Source organism: Pseudomonas sp. PA-4-8C, assembly GCF_021606625.1.
In the GTDB taxonomy this organism is placed as follows: domain Bacteria; phylum Pseudomonadota; class Gammaproteobacteria; order Pseudomonadales; family Pseudomonadaceae; genus Aquipseudomonas; species Aquipseudomonas lactis.
This window is the reverse complement of sequence record NZ_WKCD01000076.1, coordinates 1-21184: the sequence shown is the minus strand read 5'-3', so window position 1 is coordinate 21184 and position 21184 is coordinate 1. Positions and strand designations below refer to the sequence as shown.

General features: G+C 61.0%; 20 protein-coding genes. 15 read left to right on the top strand and 5 right to left on the bottom strand.

Annotated elements, in window-relative coordinates:
• Positions 1–1249 (top strand): L,D-transpeptidase family protein (locus GIW04_RS14200; RefSeq protein ID WP_236479016.1); only part of this gene is annotated, 1249 nt, incomplete at its 5' end.
• A 134-nt stretch (positions 1250–1383) separates the two neighbouring features.
• Here GIW04_RS14200 and GIW04_RS14195 read toward each other — a convergent pair.
• Both GIW04_RS14195 and GIW04_RS14190 read right to left on the bottom strand, forming a co-directional pair.
• The gene (locus GIW04_RS14195; protein ID WP_120248133.1) at positions 1384–2775 is read right to left on the bottom strand and encodes a sensor histidine kinase; all 1392 of its coding nucleotides are present in this window, start codon (positions 2773–2775) and stop codon (positions 1384–1386) included.
• Complete coding sequence (locus GIW04_RS14190; RefSeq protein WP_003191687.1) at positions 2753–3436, bottom strand: response regulator transcription factor; 684 nt, start codon at positions 3434–3436, stop codon at positions 2753–2755. Before GIW04_RS14190 ends, GIW04_RS14195 begins: the two co-directional genes overlap by 23 nt.
• 865 nt (positions 3437–4301) lie before the next feature.
• Between GIW04_RS14190 and GIW04_RS14185 the strand changes: the two genes are divergently transcribed.
• On the top strand, positions 4302–5207 hold the full coding sequence (locus tag GIW04_RS14185) for a hypothetical protein (RefSeq protein WP_003191684.1): 906 nt from the start codon (positions 4302–4304) through the stop codon (positions 5205–5207).
• A 237-nt stretch (positions 5208–5444) separates the two neighbouring features.
• Here GIW04_RS14185 and GIW04_RS14180 read toward each other — a convergent pair whose 3' ends face one another.
• Positions 5445–6353, bottom strand: coding sequence for a MurR/RpiR family transcriptional regulator (locus GIW04_RS14180; protein WP_003191682.1), 909 nt, complete (start codon positions 6351–6353; stop codon positions 5445–5447).
• A 284-nt stretch (positions 6354–6637) separates the two neighbouring features.
• Between GIW04_RS14180 and GIW04_RS14175 the strand changes: the two genes are divergently transcribed.
• The 13 genes from GIW04_RS14175 (at position 6638) to GIW04_RS14115 (ending at position 20671) form a co-directional block, all read left to right on the top strand.
• Positions 6638–8575: a bifunctional 5-dehydro-2-deoxygluconokinase/5-dehydro-2-deoxyphosphogluconate aldolase gene (locus tag GIW04_RS14175; RefSeq protein ID WP_120248132.1), complete on the top strand. Its 1938-nt coding sequence runs from the start codon at positions 6638–6640 to the stop codon at positions 8573–8575.
• A gap of 148 nt (positions 8576–8723) precedes the next feature.
• A complete protein-coding gene (gene iolE / locus GIW04_RS14170; RefSeq protein WP_003191679.1) occupies positions 8724–9611 on the top strand; it encodes a myo-inosose-2 dehydratase in 888 nt (295 codons plus the stop codon).
• Between the two features lie 3 nt (positions 9612–9614).
• Positions 9615–10403: a 5-deoxy-glucuronate isomerase gene (gene iolB / locus GIW04_RS14165; RefSeq protein WP_120248131.1), complete on the top strand. Its 789-nt coding sequence runs from the start codon at positions 9615–9617 to the stop codon at positions 10401–10403.
• Positions 10404–10429: 26 nt separating this feature from the next.
• On the top strand, positions 10430–11251 hold the full coding sequence (locus tag GIW04_RS14160; RefSeq protein WP_003191677.1) for a TIM barrel protein: 822 nt from the start codon (positions 10430–10432) through the stop codon (positions 11249–11251).
• A 148-nt stretch (positions 11252–11399) separates the two neighbouring features.
• A complete protein-coding gene (iolD, locus tag GIW04_RS14155) occupies positions 11400–13331 on the top strand; it encodes a 3D-(3,5/4)-trihydroxycyclohexane-1,2-dione acylhydrolase (decyclizing) (protein WP_120248130.1) in 1932 nt (643 codons plus the stop codon).
• A 19-nt stretch (positions 13332–13350) separates the two neighbouring features.
• Positions 13351–14361, top strand: a complete 1011-nt coding sequence (locus GIW04_RS14150) for a Gfo/Idh/MocA family protein (protein WP_003191675.1) — start codon at positions 13351–13353, stop codon at positions 14359–14361.
• Positions 14362–14511: 150 nt separating this feature from the next.
• A complete protein-coding gene (locus GIW04_RS14145) occupies positions 14512–15540 on the top strand; it encodes a Gfo/Idh/MocA family protein (protein WP_003191674.1) in 1029 nt (342 codons plus the stop codon).
• A 126-nt stretch (positions 15541–15666) separates the two neighbouring features.
• Positions 15667–15843 carry a hypothetical protein gene (locus tag GIW04_RS14140; RefSeq protein WP_003191673.1) on the top strand — a complete coding sequence of 59 codons (177 nt, stop codon included), beginning with the start codon at positions 15667–15669 and terminating at the stop codon, positions 15841–15843.
• A gap of 49 nt (positions 15844–15892) precedes the next feature.
• Entirely contained in the window at positions 15893–16828 is a 936-nt protein-coding gene (locus tag GIW04_RS14135) for a sugar ABC transporter substrate-binding protein (RefSeq protein WP_120248129.1), read from the top strand.
• Positions 16829–16892: 64 nt separating this feature from the next.
• Entirely contained in the window at positions 16893–18446 is a 1554-nt protein-coding gene (locus tag GIW04_RS14130) for a sugar ABC transporter ATP-binding protein (RefSeq protein WP_003191670.1), read from the top strand.
• Positions 18447–18472: 26 nt separating this feature from the next.
• A complete protein-coding gene (locus GIW04_RS14125; protein ID WP_003191668.1) occupies positions 18473–19495 on the top strand; it encodes an ABC transporter permease in 1023 nt (340 codons plus the stop codon).
• A gap of 409 nt (positions 19496–19904) precedes the next feature.
• Positions 19905–20309: a TraR/DksA family transcriptional regulator gene (locus GIW04_RS14120; RefSeq protein WP_003191666.1), complete on the top strand. Its 405-nt coding sequence runs from the start codon at positions 19905–19907 to the stop codon at positions 20307–20309.
• Between the two features lie 158 nt (positions 20310–20467).
• On the top strand, positions 20468–20671 hold the full coding sequence (locus tag GIW04_RS14115; protein ID WP_003191664.1) for a hypothetical protein: 204 nt from the start codon (positions 20468–20470) through the stop codon (positions 20669–20671).
• Here GIW04_RS14115 and GIW04_RS14110 read toward each other — a convergent pair whose 3' ends face one another.
• Both GIW04_RS14110 and GIW04_RS14105 read right to left on the bottom strand, forming a co-directional pair.
• Complete coding sequence (locus GIW04_RS14110; protein WP_003191663.1) at positions 20672–20914, bottom strand: DUF2789 domain-containing protein; 243 nt, start codon at positions 20912–20914, stop codon at positions 20672–20674.
• Positions 20915–20983: 69 nt separating this feature from the next.
• A partial coding sequence (locus GIW04_RS14105) for a hypothetical protein (protein ID WP_236479014.1) occupies positions 20984–21184 on the bottom strand: 201 nt, incomplete at its 5' end.

Here is a 21184-nt window from a genome sequence, read left to right as displayed (position 1 = left end):
CGTGCTGTGCAGCGATATCGCCAACAGCCAGCAGTACCTGCAAGCTCTGCAGGATTTGCACTACGGGCGCCTGCAGCAATCGCGTTTTGAGCCCCTCTGGCACTCCCAGCCACCCAGTGGCGACCCGAATACCGAGGTACTGGCGTTCGCCGCCACCGGCCTGCACGACATGGCCCAAGCCTTCGATCAGGCCCGGCCCAGCGCCGATTTGTACCGCAGCCTGCGCAATGCCTATGCCGGCGTGCGCCAGCAACCGCTGCCCCATTGGGACCCGGTCGCCGAGGGCACGTTGTTGCGTCCTGGGATGAATGACCCTCGCGTGCCGGAACTGGCGCGGCGCCTGCACAGCGGCGGCTACCTGGCCCAGTTACCCAGCGGCAACGGCAAGCAGTACCAGGGCGAACTGGTCAAGGCGGTGAAAGCCTTCCAGCTCAGCCACTCGTTGCAGGCCGACGGCGTGATCGGCGCCGGCACCGTGGCCGAACTCAATATCAGCCCGGCGATGCGTCGTGAACAACTGCGCATCAACCTGGAGCGCTTCCGCTGGCTGGCCCAGGACCTGGAGCCTGAAGGCGTCGTGGTCAATGTGGCCGCCGCGCAACTGAGCGTGTACCAGAGCGGCATCCCAGTGTGGCAAACCCGCCTGCAAGTGGGCCGGGCCGAACGCCAGACGCCGTTGCTCAAGTCGCGCATCACCCGGCTGACCCTCAACCCCACCTGGACCATCCCGCCGACCATCATGCGCGAGGACAAACTGCCGGCCATCCGCCTCAACCCTGAATACCTGCGCCAGCAAAACCTGCAAGTGCTCGACGCCGAAGGTCACCCGTTGACCCCCGACCAGGTCGACTGGGCGCGCCCCGGCAATATCCTGCTGCGCCAGCAGGCCGGCCCGCGTAACCCGCTGGGCAAGATTGTGATGCGCTTTCCCAACCCGTATTCGGTGTACCTGCACGACACCCCCAGCCAACCCTTGTTCACCAAGGGGCCGCGGGCGTTCAGTTCGGGATGCGTGCGGGTCGAGCAACCGTTGTTATTGCGCGACCTGCTGGTAACGCCGGCCGAACGCACTCGCACCGATGAGCTGCTGGCGACCGGCGAAACCCATGAATTCAGGTTGGCCACGCCGGTACCGGTGCTGTTGGGGTATTGGACGGTAGAAGTGGATCGCCAGGGTGAGTTGGTGTACGCGCCGGATATTTATGCGCGTGACCCGGCGTTGATCAAGGCCATGGGCAGCGTGTTATAGCGCCCATGGTCTTGATACGCATGTAGGAGCGAACTTGCTCGCGAAAAACGCCAACGATAACGCGCGCTTCCTGAATAAACGCGGCGCCCGTGAGTTTTTCGCGAGCAAGCTCGCTCCTACATTGCGTTAGGGTTCTATTCCGGCATCAATTGTTGGCGGCATTCGAGCACCAACCGGGCGCCGCCCAACTCACTGGTACCGACCTCCAGCTTGAAACCGTGCAGATTGATGATCGCCGCCACAATCGACAGGCCCAGGCCAAAACCGCCTTGCTGATCACTCTCATCGACCCGATAGAAGCGCTGGAACACCGACGCACGCTCGGCGGCTGGAATGCCTGGCCCGGAGTCGAGCACTTCGATGCGCGTACTGCCCAGGTCGTTGACTGCCCGCAGGATCACCTTGCCCTTGGGCGGGGTGAACTTGATCGAATTACTCAGCAGGTTGGCCAGGGCTTCGAATAGCAGCGCACGGTCACCGGTAATCCACGGCAGTGAGTCAGGCGCCTGCAACACCAACTCCAGTTCGCCTTCTTCGGCCAGGGGCAGATAGAAGTCATGCAGCTCGCGCAGCAACGGCAGCGGGTCCAGCACCAGGAAGCCCGAGCGGCGCTGGTGGTCTTCCAGTTCGGAAATGCGCAGCAGCCCGCGAAAGCGCGCCATCAGGGTGTCGGTTTCGGCGATGGCGTCATCGAGTTTTACCGCGTGGGCCGAGTCTTCCTCGGCTTGTTGCTTGATGCGGTAAAGCTGGGCGCGCAAGCGGGTGAGGGGGGTGCGCAGGTCGTGGGCGATGTTGTCGCACACGCCCTTGACCTCGTTCATCAGTTTTTCGATGCGGTCGAGCATCGCGTTGACGATGGCGGCGAGCATGTCTAGCTCGTCGCGCCGGTCGGACAGCGGCAGGCGGTGCGTGAGGTCGCCGGCGACGATGGCCTCGGCGCTGGCCTGGATCCCACGAATGCGCCGCAACGGGCGACGGCGCAGCAGGTGCCAGCCAGCAGCGCCGGGGATGATGGTCAAAGAGAGCGCCCACAGCAGGGCGTGCCAGATAATCCGTGTGACCCCGAACAGCGAGCCGTTGGCGCGCACCAACACCAGCCAGCGGCCGTCTTCGGTGTGGGTGGCCACCGCGTCGCAGCTGTCCTTGGGCAGTTTGGGGTCATCCGATTGCACGCAATTGGTCAGGGCGTGGATCTTGCCATCCAGCGGCAAGTCGGGTGGTAGGGCGCGGATCGGCCCGCTCAAGGGACGAAATTGCTCATCGAACAGGCCATAGGCGTCCACGCCCTTCATGTCGAAGGTCATGCTGGTGGTGAGCGCCTCCACCAGCTCTTCGCCGTCAAAACGCTGGAACAGGTGCTGGCGTTGCAGCAGGGAATGGCGCGACAAGTCGCTGAGGTAGCCCGACACTTCGTAGTACAGCACCCCCATGAGGATGCAGCTCCAGGCCACGAACAACGAACTGTACAGCGCCAGCAAGCGGCTGCTGGAAGAGCGCCAGCCTTTAGAGGGGTTCAGCAATGACATAGCCCGAGCCTCGTACCGTGCGGATCAGCGGCGTGAGGCCCGGTGGGTCGATTTTCTTGCGCAGACGGCCAATGTGCACGTCGATCAGGTTGGTGCCGGGGTCGAAGTGATAGCCCCAGACTTCCTCGAAAATCATCATCCGCGACAGGATCTGCCCGGTGTTGCGCATCAGGAACTCAAGCAGTTTGTATTCGGTGGGTAGCAGGGTCAGCGGCTGGTCGGCGCGGCTGGCTTCGCGGCTGATCAGGTTCAGTTCCAGGTCGGCCACGCGCAGGGCGGTTTCGAATTCCTGGACCGTGCTTTTACGCCGCAGCAGCACCTCGACACGGGCGGCCATTTCATCCGAGGCGAACGGTTTGGTCAGGTAGTCATCGCCGCCAGCACGCAGGCCGCGCACGCGCTCGTCGACATCGGAGAGGGCGCTGATCATCAGGATCGGCGTGGACACCCCAATGGTGCGCAACGTGGTGACGATGGCCAAGCCATCGAGTTCGGGCAGCATGCGGTCGAGGGTGATCAGGTCGTAATCACCACTCACCGCGCGGACCAGGCCCTCGCGGCCGTTGTCCACCCAATCTACGTCCAGTCCATGGCTACTCAGCTCGGCGACAATCTCGCGGGCCGTTACGGCGTCATCCTCGATGGTCAAAATGCGGGTCATAGGATTACCTGGTGAGCGTTCACACTAGAAGTGGCGACATTTTGCCAAGAAGTCGCTGAATGTTTCCTAAATAAAACTTCATCTTCCTGAAACTGACACTACATCGAACACTGTGGGAGCTGGCTTGCCTGCGATGGCGGCCTACCAGCCGACACCTATCTAGCTGACGCCCCGCGATCAAATTGTGGGAGCGGGCTTGCTCGCGAAGGCGGCCTGGCAGTCGACACAGTTGGATTGTGTGCATATCCATTGCTGCGGTAACGGCCGCTTAGGGTTCCGCCCTGACGGCGTCTTACTTTTGAAAAGCCGGAATGCCGGCCCAGACAAAAGTAAGCAAAACGCTCTTGCCCCACCACTCGGCACCTCGCTTGGGCTCGGTGTGCCCGTAATCCGCCAGTGATTTGGGGGGCCGCCGCCACGCGCCATCCATGGCGCGGGGCGGCTAAACCGGCATCCCTCCCGGTTTACCCCCCCAAATACCTGTCGAATTCCGGCCAGCGTGGTTTAACGGGGCGCCTGAGATCAAGATCAAAAGCAGATCAAGAGCGACTCGCTTCGCATCGTGGTTACCGTCCGCTGCTACAGCCCACAAAGTTATGTAGGTAACTATGCTGCGATGGCGGCTTACCTGCTGGCATATTCAGTGGCTGTCACGCCGCCATCGCAGGCAAGCCAGCTCCCACAGGGGAGTGCATTACGCCCGCCTGATATCGCCATTTATTGCAACCTGCATGATCTGGCTAAGTTCAATTTAAATAAACCATTGAAATTAAAGGAATTTAATTTTAGTCGCGGCTGGCACGCTGCCTGCACTGTCCGTTTTGAGACTTGTAACATCATTTTTCGTGCCTGGAGCAAAACAACAATGATCACATCCTCATCCACGCTGCAAGAGTCAAGCACGCTCTCCGGGGTTTCCTGGGGGGCGATTTTCGCCGGTGCCGCTGCGGCGGCTGCCTTGTCATTGATCCTGGTGTTGCTGGGTTTCGGCCTGGGCTTTTCGGCGGTGTCGCCGTGGGCTAACAGCGGTATCAGCGCTAAGGGCCTTGGCATTTCCACGATTGTCTGGCTGGCGTTCACCCAGATTGTCGCTTCTGGCCTGGGCGGTTACATCGCCGGTCGGTTGCGGGTGAAGTGGGCCAACATGCACGGCGACGAGGTGTACTTTCGCGATACCGCCCATGGCTTCCTGGCGTGGGCAGTGGCCACATTGATCACGGCGATGCTGGTGGTCGGTTCGGTCAGCAGTGTGGTCAGCGGCGGCGTGAAAGCTGGTGCGAGTGTGGCATCGGGCGCCGCCAGCGGCCTCACTCAAGCGGCGGGCAGTGCGGCCAAGGGTGCCGACAGTGGTGACTTCGGTTATTACGTCGACAGCCTGTTCCGCGATGATCGCCCCGCGGCGGTCAGCGATGATGCAGCCCACGCCGTAGTCGGTCGCATCCTGACGCGCACGTTGAGCAACGACGGCCAACTGGCAGCGGAAGATCGTGCCTACCTGGCCCAACTGATCAGCCAACGTACCAACCTGAGCCAGGCCGATGCCGAAGCCCGCATCGACAAGGTCTATGGCGATGCGCGCAAAGCCGTCGAAGACGCAAAGCTCAAAGCCAAGCAAGCCGCTGAGACCGCGGCGAAAGTAGCGGCCTACACATCCCTGTGGACCTTCGTGGCCCTGCTCATCGGTGCGTTCTTCGCCAGCTTCGCCGCCACCTTCGGCGGTCGCCGCCGGGATGCCGTGGTGTACGTCGAAACCGAAAACTACGTTCGTTAATTCAAGGAGAACATGATGCGCTCATTACTGCTGTGGTTCCTCGGCGTGCCGATTCCAGTGATCATCCTGATTGCGATCTTCATGCACTAAACCCACTCCTGGCTCGCTCCTTCTTGTAGGAGCGAGCTTGCTCGCGAAAAACTCACAGGCGCCACGTTCCCTCAGGGAGTACGCGTTATCGTTGTGGTTTTTCGCGAGCAAGCTCACTCCTACAGAGGGCAAATAGAGCAAGCCTTGTCAGTCGTCAAATCCTACCTGTTCATGGATCTCATCCACCTTCAATTCCAACCGATACGCCACCGCAATAAACAACGCCTGGCACAGGCACAGCGTGGCGCTCAACGAGCGGAAAGCAAACGAAGAACCTTCATTGACCAACAGCACCGCGTTCGCCCGCTTGGCCAGGGGCGACAGGTTGCTGTCGGTGATGATCAGGGTCTTGGCCTGGTGATGCTGCGCGATGCGCAGGCAGTGCTGGGTCTCTTTGCCGTAGGGCGTAAAACTGATCGCAATCACCAGGTCATTGGCGCGCACGCTGCGCATCTGCTCGCGATAACTGCCGCCTAGGCCCGAGATCAAGTGGATGCGCTTGTTGGTGTGCTGCAGGTTGTAGACCAGGTAGTCGGCCACCGCAAAGGAGCGGCGCACGCCAACCACGTAGATGTTGTCGGCATTGACCACCAGGTCTACGGCTTTCTCGAAGGCCGCGTCGTCCAGCTCCAGCCCCAGGCGTTCGATGCCCGACAAGGTGGCGTTGACGCACTCGCGCGCCAGGTCGCCGCCGCTGGCCTTCTGCGACTTGTTGGCGATCATGCTGCGGATGCGCTGCTGGTAGTTCTGCACCGGCGTGGTCTTGTGGGTATACGCCTCGCGAAACAAAGCCTGCATCTCACTGAACCCACTGAAGCCGAAACGCTGGGAAAACCGCACGATGGCCGAGGGGTGCACTTCGCACTCGCGAGCGATGTCGCTGATGCGGTCGACCATGATCCGGTCGCTCTGCTGGCTCATGTAACTGGCGATGCGTTTGAGCTGACGCGGCAGGCTCTCGTATTCGTCGGTGATCAGCTGCAACAGGCGTTCGGCATTGACCGGAGGGCTGGCGACAGTTTCTTCCAGGGTGGTCTCGGGATCGGTGCGGGACATGGGCAATCCTTCTGGCGTGTTCATCTGATGCGCTGATAGGTGGCGCAAGTCTACAGGGTAGGCGCAAAAAAATACCCCGGCATCACGGCCCGCGTGGCCTGCTGAAACGATGCATGGGCGCTGGCGTGCCACTATCCTGAGGTATTGGAAAAAATATTCCACTAAAAATAATTATGGAATAAATATTGATTGCTGCCCGCGGACGTTCTAGTCTGCTCCCACCAAGAGCGTTTGCCGTCGCCACGGCGGCACAACGCAGGCTGATAAAAATAACAGGAGCCAGCATGGGCCAGACTCGTTTTGCCAGTGGGCGTCAATTGGATCTGATTTGCCTCGGGCGCCTGGGCGTCGATCTCTATGCGCAGCAAGTCGGTGCGCGGCTTGAAGATGTGTCCAGCTTCGCCAAGTATCTGGGCGGTTCCTCCGCCAATATCGCTTTCGGCACCGCCAGGCTTGGGCTCAAGTCGGCGATGCTGAGCCGGGTAGGGGATGACCACATGGGCCGTTTCCTGGTGGAGTCCCTGGCCCGCGAAGGCTGCGATGTCAGCGGCATCAAGGTCGACCCGGAGCGCCTCACCGCCCTGGTGCTGCTGGGCCTAAAAGACCGTGAAACCTTCCCCCTGGTGTTCTACCGCGAAAACTGCGCCGACATGGCCCTGCGCGCCGAAGACATCAGCGAAGCCTTTATTGCCTCGAGCAAGGCGCTGTTGATCACCGGTACGCATTTCTCCACCGACGGCGTGTACAAGGCCAGCCTGCAGGCCCTGGATTATGCGGCCAAGCACAACGTCAAGCGCGTGCTGGACATCGACTATCGCCCCGTGTTGTGGGGCCTGGCCGGCAAGGCCGATGGCGAAACTCGTTTTGTTGCCGACCAGAATGTCAGCCAGCATGTGCAGAAGATCCTGCCGCGTTTCGACCTGATCGTCGGCACCGAAGAGGAATTCCTCATCGCCGGCGGCAGTGAAGACCTGCTCACGGCCCTGCGTACCGTGCGTGAACTGACCCCGGCGACCCTGGTGGTCAAGCTCGGCCCCCAGGGCTGCACGGTGATCCACGGCGCGATTCCCGCGCGCCTGGAAGACGGGGCGATCTACCCCGGTGTACGGGTTGAAGTGCTCAACGTGCTGGGCGCCGGTGATGCCTTTATGTCGGGCTTTCTCAGCGGCTGGATCAATGACGCCAGCGATGAGCGTTGCAGCCAGTTGGCCAATGCCTGTGGCGGCCTGGTGGTGTCGCGCCACGCCTGTGCGCCAGCGATGCCGACCCCCGCCGAACTCGATTACCTGTTCAGCAGCCCCGTGCCCATCACCCGGCCGGACCAGGACGTGACCCTGCAACGCCTGCACCGTGTCACGGTGCCGCGCAAAGCCTGGAAGCAACTGTTCGTATTTGCCTTCGACCACCGCTGGCAATTGGTGGAGCTGGCGCAAAAAGGCGGCCAGGCCCCTGAGCGTATCAGCGACATCAAGCAGTTGTTTATCCAGGCCATCGAACGCGTGGAGCGCAAACTCAGCGAGCAGGGCGTCGAGGCCGATGTGGGCCTGCTCGCCGACCAACGCTTTGGCCAGGATGCACTCAACGCGGCCACGGGTCGCGGCTGGTGGATCGCGCGCCCGGTGGAAGTGCAGAACTCGCGGCCCCTGGCGTTCGAGCACGGGCGTTCGATTGGCAGCAACCTGATTGCCTGGCCCCAGGAACACATCATCAAGTGCCTGGTGCAATTTCACCCCGATGACGAGCCGATGCTGCGCCTGGAACAGGAAGCGCAACTCAAGGCGGTGTACGAGGCGTCGCTGGTCAGTGGCCACGAACTGCTGCTGGAAGTCATCCCGCCCAAGGATCACCCGTCCACTTACCCGGACGTGCTCTACCGCAGCCTCAAGCGCCTCTACAACCTGGGCATCTACCCGGCCTGGTGGAAGATCGAAACCCAGTCGGCCGCAGACTGGAAAAAGCTCGACGAACTGATCCAGGAACGCGACCCCTACTGCCGCGGCGTGGTGTTGCTGGGCCTGAATGCTTCGCCCGAGTTTCTCGCCGATGGCTTTAAGCAGGCCAGCCAGAGCAGCACCTGCCGTGGGTTTGCCGTGGGCCGCACGATCTTCCACGAGCCGAGCCGGGCGTGGATGGCGGGGGAGATTGATGACGAAACGCTGATCCAGCAGGTGCAGCAGACCTTCGAACAGCTCATCAATGCCTGGCTCAGTGCCCGACAGTAAATACGATCAGATGTGGGAGCTGGCTTGCCTGCGATAGCAACCTATCAGTTGCAAATGTTCTGCCTGACACGCTGCTATCGCAGGCAAGCCAGCTCCCACACAAAGCAGATCCCAGTGAATTCTGAAGATAAAAACAAAAGGTGCAGCCATGCCCGCAATCCGAATTGGCATCAACCCGATCTCCTGGAGCAACGACGACCTCCCGGCCCTCGGCGGTGAGACCCCGCTGAGCACGGCCCTGAGCGAAGGCAAGGACATCGGCTACGAAGGTTTTGAACTCAACGGCAAATTCCCCAAGGATGCCCAGGGCGTCGCTGACGTGCTGCGTCCTTATGACCTGGCGCTGGTGTCCGGTTGGTACTCCAGCCGTTTGGCCTGCCGTTCGGTGGCTGAAGAAATCGAAGCCATTGCCGGCCATGTCGAACTGCTCAAACACAACGGCGCCTCGGTGCTGGTATACGGCGAAGTGGCCGACTCGATCCAGGGCTCGCGCATCCGCCTGATCGAGCGCCCGCGTTTTCACAGTGAACAGGCCTGGCAGGCTTACGCCGACAAGCTCACCGAGCTGGCGCGCTTCACCTTGTCCCAGGGCGTGCGTCTGGCCTACCACCACCATATGGGCGCCTACGTCGAATCCCCCGAAGACATCGATCAGTTGATGAAGCGCACGGGCCCGGAAGTCGGCCTGCTGTTCGATTCGGGCCACTGCTACATGGGCGGCGGCGAACCCATTGAGGTGCTGCGCAAGCATATCGACCGCGTCTGCCATGTGCATTTCAAGGACGTACGCAAACCCGTGGTGCAACTGGCGCGCAACCAGATGTGGAGCTTCCCGGACTGCATCGTCAACGGCACCTTTACCGTGCCCGGCGATGGAGATATCGACTTCGCACCGTTGCTGGATGTGTTGCTCGCGGCCAGCTACAAGGGCTGGCTGGTGGTGGAAGCCGAGCAGGACCCGGCCGTGGCGCCCAGCTATATCTACGCGAAGAAGGGTTACGACACCCTGCGTGCGCTTCTCAACCAGAGGACTTGAGTGATGAGCTTGTTGGTCAAAAGCAGCAAACGCGGGCAAACCATGGTGGCGCTGGAAGCGGGGCGCCTGGAGTATGTGGGCTTTGCCGCCTACCGTTTGAGCCTGGGCGAAACCCTGCCGGTCAGCGCCGGTGATCAGGAGCTGTGCCTGGTGTTGCTCAGCGGTCGGGTGACGATCGAAGGCCAGGGCTTCAGTTGGCAGAACCTGGGTGATCGCCAGTCGGTGTTCGAGGACAAATCGCCGTTCGCCGCCTACCTGCCGCCGGGCACCGATGCGCAGATCAGCGCCTTGAGCGATGTGCAGATCGCTGTCTGCGCCGCCCCGGGCGCCGAGGGTTTCGCTCCGCGCCTGATCCGCCCGGAACAGTGCAAACGCAGCGTGCGCGGCAAAGGCGCCAACACTCGCTACGTGTGCGACATCCTGCCCGACAGCGAGCCGGCCCATTCGCTGCTGGTGGTGGAAGTGCGCACGCCGTCGGGGCATTCGTCCAGCTACCCACCGCACAAGCACGACACCGACGACCTGCCGCACCAGAGCTTCCTGGAAGAGACCTACTACCACCAGGTCAACCCGCCCCAGGGCTTTGTATTCCAGCGCGTGTACACCGACGATCGCAGCATTGACCAGGCCATGGCCGTGGAAAACAGCGACCTGGTGGTGGTGCCCAAGGGCTATCACCCGGTCAGCGTGCCGTACGGCTACGAGTCTTATTACCTGAACGTGATGGCCGGCCCCAAGCGCGCCTGGCATTTCCATAACGACCCGCAGCACAGCTGGCTGCTGGACCTCTAAACGGTGTTGGACGGAGAACAAAAACAATGAAGTCGCCGCTACGTTTTGCCCTTAACCGCATGGTCGCCCCCCACCTGTCCTTGCCGGATTTCATCCAGTTGGCGGCTGCCCTCAACTGCGAGGCCATTGAGATCCGCAACGACCTCAAAAACCGTGAAATCGAATACGGCACACCCGCCAGCCGCGTGCGCGAGTTGTGCGCAGCGCAGGGTATCAAGGTGCTGTCGATCAACGCGCTGTACCCCTTTGATGTGTGGAACGACGAGCGCCGTGCCCAGGCAATCGAACTGGCCACCTACGCCCGTGAGTGCGGGGCCGAAGGCTTGGTGATGTGCCCGTTCAATCAGCCTGGCGATACGCGCAACGACGCGCAGCGCGCCGCCGGTTTGCGCACGGCGTTGAGCGAGCTGGCGTTGATCCTGCGCGAGTACGGGATTCTCGGTTTCATCGAGCCCCTGGGCTTCACGGTATCCGCTCTGCGCCGCAAGCGCGTGGCAGTGGATGCCATCAAGGCCATCGGTGGCCTGGATGTATTCCGGGTGGTGCACGACACCTTTCACCATCACCTGGCCGGCGAGCATGAGTTCTTCCCGGAACTGACCGGCCTGGTGCATATCTCCGGAGTGGAAGACCGCGAGGCGCCGCTGGACTCGATCCGCGACGGCCACCGCGTGTTGGTGGGCGAGGACGATATCCTCGGCAATGCGGCGCAGATCGAGACCTTGCTGAGCACCGGCTACAGCGGCTATTTGTCGTTCGAGCCGTTTGCCGAAAGCGTGCATGGGTTGGCGGATATCCGGCAGGCGTTGGGCAGCAGCATGGCGTACTTGCAAAAGCCCCTGCCATAACGCGATCAAAATGTGGGAGCTGGCTTGCCTGCGATAGCGGTCTATCAGTTGCACATGTATTGCCTGACATACCGCTATCGCAGGCAAGCCAGCTCCCACACTGGATCGGTGTTGAACACTTCAATTGCAGTCACACAAGGTGCAAGTAATGACCACAACACGATTGACCATGGCCCAGGCCCTGGTGAAGTTCCTGGACAACCAATACATCGAAGTCGACGGCGTACAGAGCAAGTTTGTCGCCGGCGTATTCACTATTTTCGGGCATGGCAATGTGTTGGGCCTCGGCCAGGCCCTGGAGCAGGACAGCGGCGATCTGGTGGTGCATCAGGGCCGCAATGAGCAAGGCATGGCCCATGCCGCCATCGGATTTGCCAAGCAGCACCTGCGCCGCAAGATCTATGCGTGCACGGCCTCGGTCGGGCCGGGCGCGGCCAATATGCTCACCGCCGCAGCCACCGCCACCGCCAACCGCATCCCGTTGCTGTTGCTGCCCGGCGATGTGTATGCCAGCCGCCAGCCCGACCCGGTGTTGCAGCAGATCGAGCAGTTCCACGACCTGAGCATCAGCACCAACGACGCCTTCCGTTCCGTGAGCAAGTACTGGGACCGCATCAACCGCCCCGAGCAACTGATGACCGCGGCGATCCACGCCATGCGCGTGCTGACCGACCCGGCCGAAACCGGCGCGGTAACACTGGCCTTGCCCCAGGATGTACAAGCCGAAGCCTGGGACTACCCCGATTACTTCCTGCAAAAACGCGTACACCGCATCGACCGACGCCCGGCCACCCGCGCCATGCTCGATGACGCGCTGGCGGCTTTTCGCGGCAAGCGCAAGCCGCTGATCATTTGCGGCGGCGGGGTCAAGTACTCCGGCGCCAACCAGGCACTGCAAGCCTTTGCCGAGCGGTTCGATATTCCCTTCGCGGAAACCCAGGCGGGCAAGAGCGCCGTGGTGTCCAGCCATGCGCTGAACGTCGGCGGCATCGGCGAAACCGGCTGCCTGGCGGCCAACCTGCTGGCGCCCGAGGCCGACCTGATTATTGGCATCGGCACCCGTTATACCGACTTCACCACCTCGTCAAAATCGCTGTTCAAGCACCCCGAGGTGAAGTTTCTCAACCTCAATATCAGCCCAGCCGATGCCTTGAAGCTGGACGGTGTGCAAGTGCTGGCCGATGCAAAAGTGGCCCTTGAAGCACTGGCCACTGCCCTGGGCGATTACCGCTCGGGCTGGGGCGAGCAGATCGCCGACGCCAAGGCGCAACTCGACGCCGAAGTGGACCGCGTGCATCAGGCGCAATACCTGGGTGATGAGTTCGTCCCCGAAGTCGACGACCACCTGGACCGTGCCGTCCTGCGCGAATTCATCGAACTGACCGGTTCGTGCCTGACCCAAAGCGCGGTGCTCGGCGTGCTCAATGCACGCCTGGCCGATGACGCGATCATTGTGGCCGCCGCCGGCAGCCTGCCCGGCGATTTGCAGCGCGCCTGGCGCAGCAAGGGCGTCAACACCTACCACGTCGAGTATGGCTATTCATGCATGGGCTATGAAATCAATGCCGCCCTGGGCGTGAAGCTGGCCGAGCCAGGCAAGGAGGTGTACGCCCTGGTCGGCGATGGCTCCTACATGATGCTGCACTCGGAGCTGGCCACCTCGATCCAGGAGCGGCGCAAGATCAACGTGGTGCTGTTGGACAACATGGCGTTCGGTTGCATCAACAACCTGCAAATCGGCAATGGCATGGACAGCTTCGGCACCGAGTTCCGCTACCGCAACCCCGAGAGCGGCAAGCTCGACGGTGGCCTGGTGCCGGTGGATTTCGCCATGAGTGCGGCGGCTTATGGCTGCAAGACCTACAAGGTCAGCACGCTGGAACAGCTGGAAGCGGCGTTGGCCGATGCCCGCACGCAAACCGTCTCCACGCTGATCGATATCAAGGTGCTGCCCAAGACCATGGTCCACGGCTACCTGTCGTGGTGGCGGGTGGGGGTGGCGCAAGTGTCCACCAGTGAGCGCACGAATGCAGCGGCAAAAAAACTCAATGAACACCTGGCCAAGGCCCGGCAGTACTAACAACAAGAGGAGTGTTTGTATGTCTTTGAAGCTTGGAGTGATCGGTACGGGCGCCATCGGCCGGGACCATATTCGTCGTTGCAGCCAGGCCTTGCTCAACAGCCAGGTGGTGGCCGTCACCGACATCAACCTTGAACAAGCCGCCCAGGTGGTGGCGGATTTGAAGCTGGACGCCGAGGTGTACCCGGACGGCCATGCGCTGATCAACTCGCCAGAGGTCGAAGCGGTACTGGTGACGTCCTGGGGGCCGAGCCATGAAGAATTTGTGCTGGCCGCGATTGCCGCCGGCAAACCGGTGTTCTGTGAGAAACCCCTGGCGGTGACGGCCGAGGGGTGCCGCAACATTGTCGAGGCCGAAGTGGCCCACGGCAAACGCCTGGTCCAGGTGGGTTTCATGCGCCCGTACGACCAAGGCTACCGCGCCCTCAAGGCGGTGATCGACAGCGGCCAGATTGGCGAGCCGTTGATGCTGCACTGCGCGCACCGCAACCCCACGGTGGGCGAGAACTACAACACCGGCATGGCGATCACCGACACCTTGATCCATGAGCTGGACGTGCTGCGTTGGCTGCTTAATGACGACTACGTGTCCGTGCAGGTGGTGTTCCCGCGCAAGACCAGCAAGGCGCTGGCGCACCTGCGTGACCCGCAGATCGTGCTGCTGGAAACCGCCAAAGGCACGCGTATCGACGTGGAAGTGTTTGTGAACTGCCAATACGGCTACGACATCCAGTGTGAAGTGGTAGGGGAGAGCGGCATCGCCAAGTTGCCGGAGCCGTCCCAGGTGCAACTGCGCAGCGAGGCGAAGCTGTCCAATGCGATCCTGATGGATTGGAAGGATCGGTTTATCGGTGCCTATGACGTGGAGTTGCAGGCGTTTATCGACAGCGTGCTGGCCGGGCAAGTCGGCGGGCCGTCGGCCTGGGATGGGTTTGCGGCGGCGGTGGCGGCGGATGCGTGTATTGAAGCCCAGGGCAGTGGGCAGATTGTGAAAGTCAGCCTGCCGGATCGCCCGCGCTTCTACGGCTAACTCACTGAAGAAATGTGGTTAACACTGTTGGAGCTGGCTTGCCTGCGATAGCGGTCTATCAGTGACAAATTCATTGCCTGACACACTGCTATCGCAGGCAAGCCAGCTCCCACAGTTGATTGGGTTTCCAAATCAATTCCGGAGTTGAACATGCGAATCGGACTAGTGGGCTACGGTCACGGTGGGCGCTTTTTTCATGCGCCGCTGATCGCCACCCTGCCTGACGCCACCTTTGTCGGCGTGGTGACGCGTTCACCCGAACGTCGCCAGCAATTGAGTACTGATCTTCCCGGTGTCAAAGCCTTCGACTCCATCGGCCAGATCGTCGAAGCCGGCGTCGATGCCCTGGTGATTTCGACCACCTTGAAAGGTCGGCCGGCCCTGGTGCTGGAAGCCATCGAGCATGGGGTGGCGGTGGTCAGCGACAAACCTTTTGCCGCCAACGCCGAACAAGCCCAGGCCCTGATTACCGCTGCCGAGCGCCAGGGCTCGTTGCTCAGCGTCTACCAGAACCGGCGCTGGGATTCGGACTACCTGACCCTGCGCAAACTGATCGACGCCGGCGCCCTGGGCACCATTACCCGCTTTGAATCCCGCGTGGAGCGCTACAGCCCGCAGGCCGTGGGCAATGCCAGCGGTGGCGGATGGCTGCGCGACCTGGGCAGCCACCTGGTCGACCAGGCGCTGCAACTGTTCGGCCCGGTGGAGCGGGTGTTCGCCCAATTGCACTACACCCCTGAACATCCCACGGTAGACCACGGCTTCTTTGTCTCCCTCACCCACGCCAACGGCGTGATTTCGCACCTGTGGGGCAACGCGTTGCAGAACAGCCAGGCGCCGCGCTTTCGCGTCAGTGGCAGCCTGGGTTGCTACACCGTCGACGGCCTGGACGGCCAGGAAGAAGCGCTGCTGGCCGGCAAGTCGCCGAAAACCGAAGGCGAACACTGGGGCGCTGAGGAACATCGACGCTGGGGCTGGTTTGAACAAGGGCCGGAGCGTGAGCGGGTGCCGTCGGAGAAGGGCTGCTGGAACCAGTTCTACCGCCAGTTGCAAGCCGCCGTGATGGGGCAGGGGCCGCTGCCCGTCAACGCCTATGACGCCCTGGAAACCACCCGTATATTAGACGCCGCACGCCTGAGCGCCGAGCGCCAGCAGGTGGTTTCGACAAAAATAGAATAAAATTCTAAAACAGGTTGATATGGAAATTATTTTCTAATACAGTCTTTTCCAGGTTGCATAAAGTACGTCCCGGAACCTACGGGCGACTCAACAAAAACAAGATCAAAAACAACCAGGTACCGTCAGATGAAAATCTTCAACGCTGTACTGCGAGTTTTACGCCCCCTCCAAGCGCCACGCGGACTGCCCCGCGCCCGGCCGTTCTACTTCTCCTTCCTGAATGTGCTGTGCGTCGAAAACCAGGGCGCGCTGGTGTGCTGCATTCCAGGCGCGCCGGTGGTGCGACTGACAGCCGAGTCCTGATCAACGCAACGTCGAAAAAAACTAACAAGAAAGTGGAGACAGACCGTTCATGAAGACCCCGATCCGTTTTACCGCCCTGGCCTTGTCCATGCTGCTGGCCAGTGGCGTTGCCGTCGCCGCCGATCTCAAGGTGGGCGTGACGATGTCCGCATTCGATGACACCTTCCTCACCTACCTGCGCGAGGACATGGACAAACAAGCCAAGTCCTATCCAAAAGGCGATGGCGTGCAACTGCAGTTCGAAGATGCCCGCGCCGATGTGGTCAAGCAGTTGAGCCAGGTCGAGAACTTCATCAGCCAGAAGGTTGATGCGATTATCGTCAACCCCGTCGATACCGCGTCGACCAAGAACATCATCAGTGCCGCCACCAAGGCAGGTATTCCGCTGGTGTTCGTCAACCGTCGCCCCGACCAGAAAGACCTGCCCAAGGACGTGGTGGCCGTGACCTCCGATGACGTCGAGGCCGGCCGCCTGCAAATGCAGTACATCGCCGAAAAACTCGGCGGCAAGGGCAAGGTCGTTATCCTGCTGGGCGACCTGGCGAACAACTCCACCACTAACCGCACGAAGGGCGTGAAGGAAGTGCTGGCCAAGTACCCGGACATCAAGATCGAGCAGGAACAAACCGGAATCTGGTTGCGTGACAGGGGCATGACCCTGGTCAACGACTGGCTGACCCAGGGCCGGGAGTTCAATGCGGTGCTGGCCAACAACGATGAGATGGCGATCGGCGCGTCCATGGCCCTGAGATCGGCTGGCAAGGAAAAAGGCAGCGTGTTGATTGCCGGTGTCGACGGCACGCCCGATGGCTTGAACGCGATCACCAAGGGTGACATGACCGTGTCGGCCTTTCAGGACGCCAAGGGCCAGGCGGTAGGTTCGGTGGAAGCAGCGCGCAAGATGGCCAAGAACGAGCCGGTCGAGCAGAACGTGGTGATCCCGTTCCAGTTGATCACCCCGGACAACGTCAAAGACTTCAAGTAGCCCCGACATAACAACAAAAGCTGGCAGGGCGGTTACGGCCGCCCTGCAGATGGAGTACCTCCCTATGCTTGCTCAAGCCGCCACGTCTCAGCCCGCCGCCCACCGGGCGCTGGCGCTGGACGAACCTTACCTGCTGGAAATCCTCAACATCAGCAAAGGCTTTCCCGGTGTCGTGGCCCTGGACGATGTGCAACTGCGGGTGCGCCCCGGCACGGTGCTGGCGTTGATGGGCGAGAACGGCGCGGGCAAGTCGACGCTGATGAAGATCATCGCCGGCATCTACCAGCCCGACGCCGGCGAGATTCGCCTGCGTGGCAAGCCGATCACCTTTGAAACGCCGCTGGCCGCGCAAAAGGCCGGGATCGCGATGATCCACCAGGAACTCAACCTGATGCCCCATATGAGCATCGCCGAGAACATCTGGATCGGCCGCGAACAACTCAACAGCCTGCACATGGTCAACCACCGCGAAATGCACCGCTGCACCGCCGAGCTGCTGGCGCGCCTGCGAATCAACCTCGACCCGGAAGAACAGGTCGGCAACCTGAGCATTGCCGAGCGGCAGATGGTCGAAATTGCCAAGGCGGTGTCCTATGACTCCGACATCCTGATCATGGATGAACCCACCTCGGCCATTACCGACAAGGAAGTGGCCCACCTGTTTTCGATCATTGCCGACCTCAAGTCCCAGGGCAAAGGCATCGTCTATATCACCCACAAGATGAACGAAGTGTTCGCCATCGCCGATGAAGTGGCGGTGTTCCGTGACGGCCAATACATCGGTTTGCAACGGGCCGACAGCATGAACAGCGACAGCCTCATCTCGATGATGGTCGGGCGTGAGCTGAGCCAGTTGTTCCCAGTGCGCGAGACGCCGATTGGTGACCTGCTGCTGTCGGTGCGCGACCTGAGCCTGGACGGCGTATTCAAGGACGTATCGTTCGACCTGCACGCCGGGGAAATCCTCGGTATCGCCGGGTTGATGGGCTCCGGGCGCACCAACGTGGCGGAAACCATTTTTGGCATCACCCCAAGCTCCAGCGGGCAAATTACCCTGGACGGCAAGGCGGTGCGCATTACCGACCCGCATATGGCCATCGAGAAAGGCTTTGCGCTGTTGACCGAGGACCGCAAGCTCAGCGGCCTGTTCCCGTGCCTGTCGGTGCTGGAGAACATGGAGATGGCGGTGTTGCCGCACTATTCGGGCAATGGCTTTATCCAGCAGAAAGCTTTGCGCGCCCTGTGTGAAGACATGTGCAAGAAACTGCGGGTGAAAACCCCGTCCCTGGAGCAATGCATCGACACTTTGTCCGGTGGCAACCAGCAAAAGGCCTTGCTGGCGCGTTGGCTGATGACCAACCCCCGCTTGCTGATCCTGGATGAACCGACACGCGGCATCGACGTGGGCGCCAAGGCCGAGATCTATCGCTTGATCGCCTTCCTCGCCAGCGAAGGTATGGCGGTGATCATGATTTCTTCCGAACTGCCCGAAGTGCTCGGCATGAGCGACCGGGTGATGGTGATGCACGAAGGTGAGCTGATGGGCACCCTGGACCGCGCCGAGGCGACCCAGGAAAAAGTCATGCAGTTGGCTTCCGGGATGACCGCAGTCCACTGATCTACAGAATAAGAAGGTGATGGGTTATGAACGCAATAACAGACAACAAGCCGGCAACCGCACCGGTCAAGAACCGTCGACGCATGCCCACCGAGCTGAGTATCTTCCTGGTGCTGATCGGTATCGGCCTGGTGTTTGAATTGTTCGGCTGGATCGTGCGCGACCAGAGCTTTCTGATGAACTCCCAGCGCCTGGTGCTGATGATCCTGCAGGTGTCGATCATTGGCCTTCTGGCCATCGGTGTGACCCAGGTGATCATCACCACGGGCATCGACTTGTCGTCCGGCTCGGTGCTGGCGTTGTCAGCGATGATTGCTGCCAGCCTGGCGCAAACCTCCGACTTTTCCCGGGCGGTGTTTCCGTCCCTCACCGACTTGCCGGTGTGGATCCCGGTGGCGATGGGCTTGGGCGTGGGGCTTTTAGCGGGGGCGATCAACGGCAGCATTATCGCGGTCACCGGCATCCCGCCGTTTATCGCGACCCTGGGCATGATGGTCTCGGCCCGTGGCCTGGCGCGCTACTACACCGAAGGCCAGCCGGTGAGCATGCTCTCGGACTCCTACACAGCAATCGGCCATGGCGCCATGCCGGTGATTATCTTCCTGGTGGTGGCGGTGATCTTCCACATTGCCCTGCGTTACACCAAATATGGCAAGTACACCTATGCCATTGGCGGCAACATGCAGGCGGCGCGTACCTCGGGGATCAACGTCAAGCGCCACCTGATCATTGTCTACAGCATCGCCGGTCTCCTGGCGGGCCTGGCCGGCGTGGTGGCCTCGGCACGTGCAGCGACGGGGCAGGCCGGCATGGGCATGTCCTACGAGCTGGACGCGATTGCCGCCGCAGTGATCGGCGGTACCAGCCTGGCCGGTGGAGTAGGGCGCATCACCGGCACGGTGATCGGCGCGCTGATCCTCGGGGTGATGGCCAGCGGGTTTACCTTTGTCGGGGTGGACGCGTATATCCAGGACATCATCAAGGGCCTGATCATTGTGGTGGCGGTGGTGATCGACCAATACCGCAACAAGCGCAAGCTCAAGCGCTGAGTACCTGCCCCTTGTAGGAGCGAGCTTGCTCGCGAAAGCTGCAAAGATAACGCGGGCTATCTGATTGAACGCGGTGTCCTTGAATGCTTCGCGAGCAAGCTCGCTCCTACAGGGGGCCAGGCCCTTTCAACCGTTTGTCTTCTATATAGCTCCATAACACTGAATTTCTTGCTATAAACGCACTCCGATGACCATTCGCCAAGCCCGTCCTGGTGCTTTTGGGGGTTGATCGGGAAAAAATGCCTGTCTTTTCAGTTGCTGCGCCCTCAAGTCGGCCTTAGACTGCCGCCCCTCGTAAATTGAGTGCCGGGTGGCGCTTGAAATGGACGGCGCCCTTCCGAGACCTGCACAGGCCTTGCGGAACGCTCCCTTATTCGCCTTAATGCACGTATTTTTTATAGAGAAATCAATGACAAAGGAAAAGTTGCTGGCCATGCCGGCGGATGACTACATGAATGCCGAACAGCACGCTTTTTTCGAGAAGTTGCTGCAAGACATGAAAGTGGAACACCACGAGCGCATTGAGCAGAACCGTATCGCCATTGAAAGCCTGGACACCCCGGCCGACCCGGCTGACGCGGCTTCCGTGGAAGAAGAGCGCACCTGGTTGGTGAACGCCATTGACCGCGACCAGCGCATGCTGCCGCAACTTGAGCGCGCCCTGGAACGCATCAAGGAAGATTCCTTTGGCTGGTGTGACGACAGCGGCGAGCCTATCGGCCTCAAGCGCCTGCTGATCAGCCCTACCACCAAGTACTGCATCGAAGCGCAAGAGCGCCACGAGCAGATCGACAAGCACCAGCGTCAAGCCTGATGCGCTGAATGGGGCGGCTCTCGAGCTGGCCGCCCCCGTCTCTACATTGTTGCCGTTTATGCAATGAAGCTATTCCGTAGATAGCTTTTTCCAACTGGAATAAAACCGTAGCATGGCCAACATTGTTAGCCAGCTAACTAATGCTGCGGAGAAGCTCCATGCAAAACAAAGTCGATGTGGCCGTGATGATCGGCAGTGGCGTACCCGAAACTCTGCGTGCCCTGGGCCAGCGCGCCTGCTGGGTGGTGTTGCTCAACGGTGAGCAGCGCGGCACCGCGTTCGCCAGCCGGGATGAGGCGCAGGAATGCCAGGCTGCCTGGCAAGCGCTGTTGCGCAGTGAAGCGTCCGACAGCCTGCATTGATCACACGCGGGGAGGCTCATGCAGCAGTGCATTGAGGTCATCCACTGCGGGCGCCCATTCTGCGTCGACGTGCAATTGCTCCCTGAGGAAGTTCGCCTGCTGTTCGCTCCAGAACGGCGCGTCGATGAGTTTTACATCATCGGGCAGGCGATGTTCGGCGGTGAAACGCTCGATAGCTTCCTGGCTGGAATCCAGGCCCAGTTGTTCGAACAGGGTTTCAAGGGTTGGGGTCGTGGTGTCCATAACGTTCTCCATGCGGGTTTATCGTCATGCATGTGAGGGGTCGGGGGACGCCAGAGTTCTATCGGATTGTCAGGAATTGAGCGCGCCGCAATCTACGGCGGCTTTCAGCGCCTGGCCCGCTTCTTTGCCCGCCACGGCAGCTGCGTCGGCGGTTTTGAACCAGCGGTCTTTTTCCACCTGGTGCGCGGTGACCTTGTTCAGCGGCGGTTTGGCCCGCATGATGATGACCGCTTGAAACTCGCCGTCTACTTCCCTCGCATCACCGTGGAT

Coding starts and splice junctions, on each gene's coding strand:
- GIW04_RS14195 (WP_120248133.1), bottom strand. CDS start 2,775: ATGTCATTGCTGAACCCCTCTAAAGGCTGGCGCTCTTCCAGCAGCCGC.
- GIW04_RS14190 (WP_003191687.1), bottom strand. CDS start 3,436: ATGACCCGCATTTTGACCATCGAGGATGACGCCGTAACGGCCCGCGAG.
- GIW04_RS14185 (WP_003191684.1), top strand. CDS start 4,302: ATGATCACATCCTCATCCACGCTGCAAGAGTCAAGCACGCTCTCCGGG.
- GIW04_RS14180 (WP_003191682.1), bottom strand. CDS start 6,353: ATGTCCCGCACCGATCCCGAGACCACCCTGGAAGAAACTGTCGCCAGC.
- GIW04_RS14175 (WP_120248132.1), top strand. CDS start 6,638: ATGGGCCAGACTCGTTTTGCCAGTGGGCGTCAATTGGATCTGATTTGC.
- iolE (WP_003191679.1), top strand. CDS start 8,724: ATGCCCGCAATCCGAATTGGCATCAACCCGATCTCCTGGAGCAACGAC.
- iolB (WP_120248131.1), top strand. CDS start 9,615: ATGAGCTTGTTGGTCAAAAGCAGCAAACGCGGGCAAACCATGGTGGCG.
- GIW04_RS14160 (WP_003191677.1), top strand. CDS start 10,430: ATGAAGTCGCCGCTACGTTTTGCCCTTAACCGCATGGTCGCCCCCCAC.
- iolD (WP_120248130.1), top strand. CDS start 11,400: ATGACCACAACACGATTGACCATGGCCCAGGCCCTGGTGAAGTTCCTG.
- GIW04_RS14150 (WP_003191675.1), top strand. CDS start 13,351: ATGTCTTTGAAGCTTGGAGTGATCGGTACGGGCGCCATCGGCCGGGAC.
- GIW04_RS14145 (WP_003191674.1), top strand. CDS start 14,512: ATGCGAATCGGACTAGTGGGCTACGGTCACGGTGGGCGCTTTTTTCAT.
- GIW04_RS14140 (WP_003191673.1), top strand. CDS start 15,667: ATGAAAATCTTCAACGCTGTACTGCGAGTTTTACGCCCCCTCCAAGCG.
- GIW04_RS14135 (WP_120248129.1), top strand. CDS start 15,893: ATGAAGACCCCGATCCGTTTTACCGCCCTGGCCTTGTCCATGCTGCTG.
- GIW04_RS14130 (WP_003191670.1), top strand. CDS start 16,893: ATGCTTGCTCAAGCCGCCACGTCTCAGCCCGCCGCCCACCGGGCGCTG.
- GIW04_RS14125 (WP_003191668.1), top strand. CDS start 18,473: ATGAACGCAATAACAGACAACAAGCCGGCAACCGCACCGGTCAAGAAC.
- GIW04_RS14120 (WP_003191666.1), top strand. CDS start 19,905: ATGACAAAGGAAAAGTTGCTGGCCATGCCGGCGGATGACTACATGAAT.
- GIW04_RS14115 (WP_003191664.1), top strand. CDS start 20,468: ATGCAAAACAAAGTCGATGTGGCCGTGATGATCGGCAGTGGCGTACCC.
- GIW04_RS14110 (WP_003191663.1), bottom strand. CDS start 20,914: ATGGACACCACGACCCCAACCCTTGAAACCCTGTTCGAACAACTGGGC.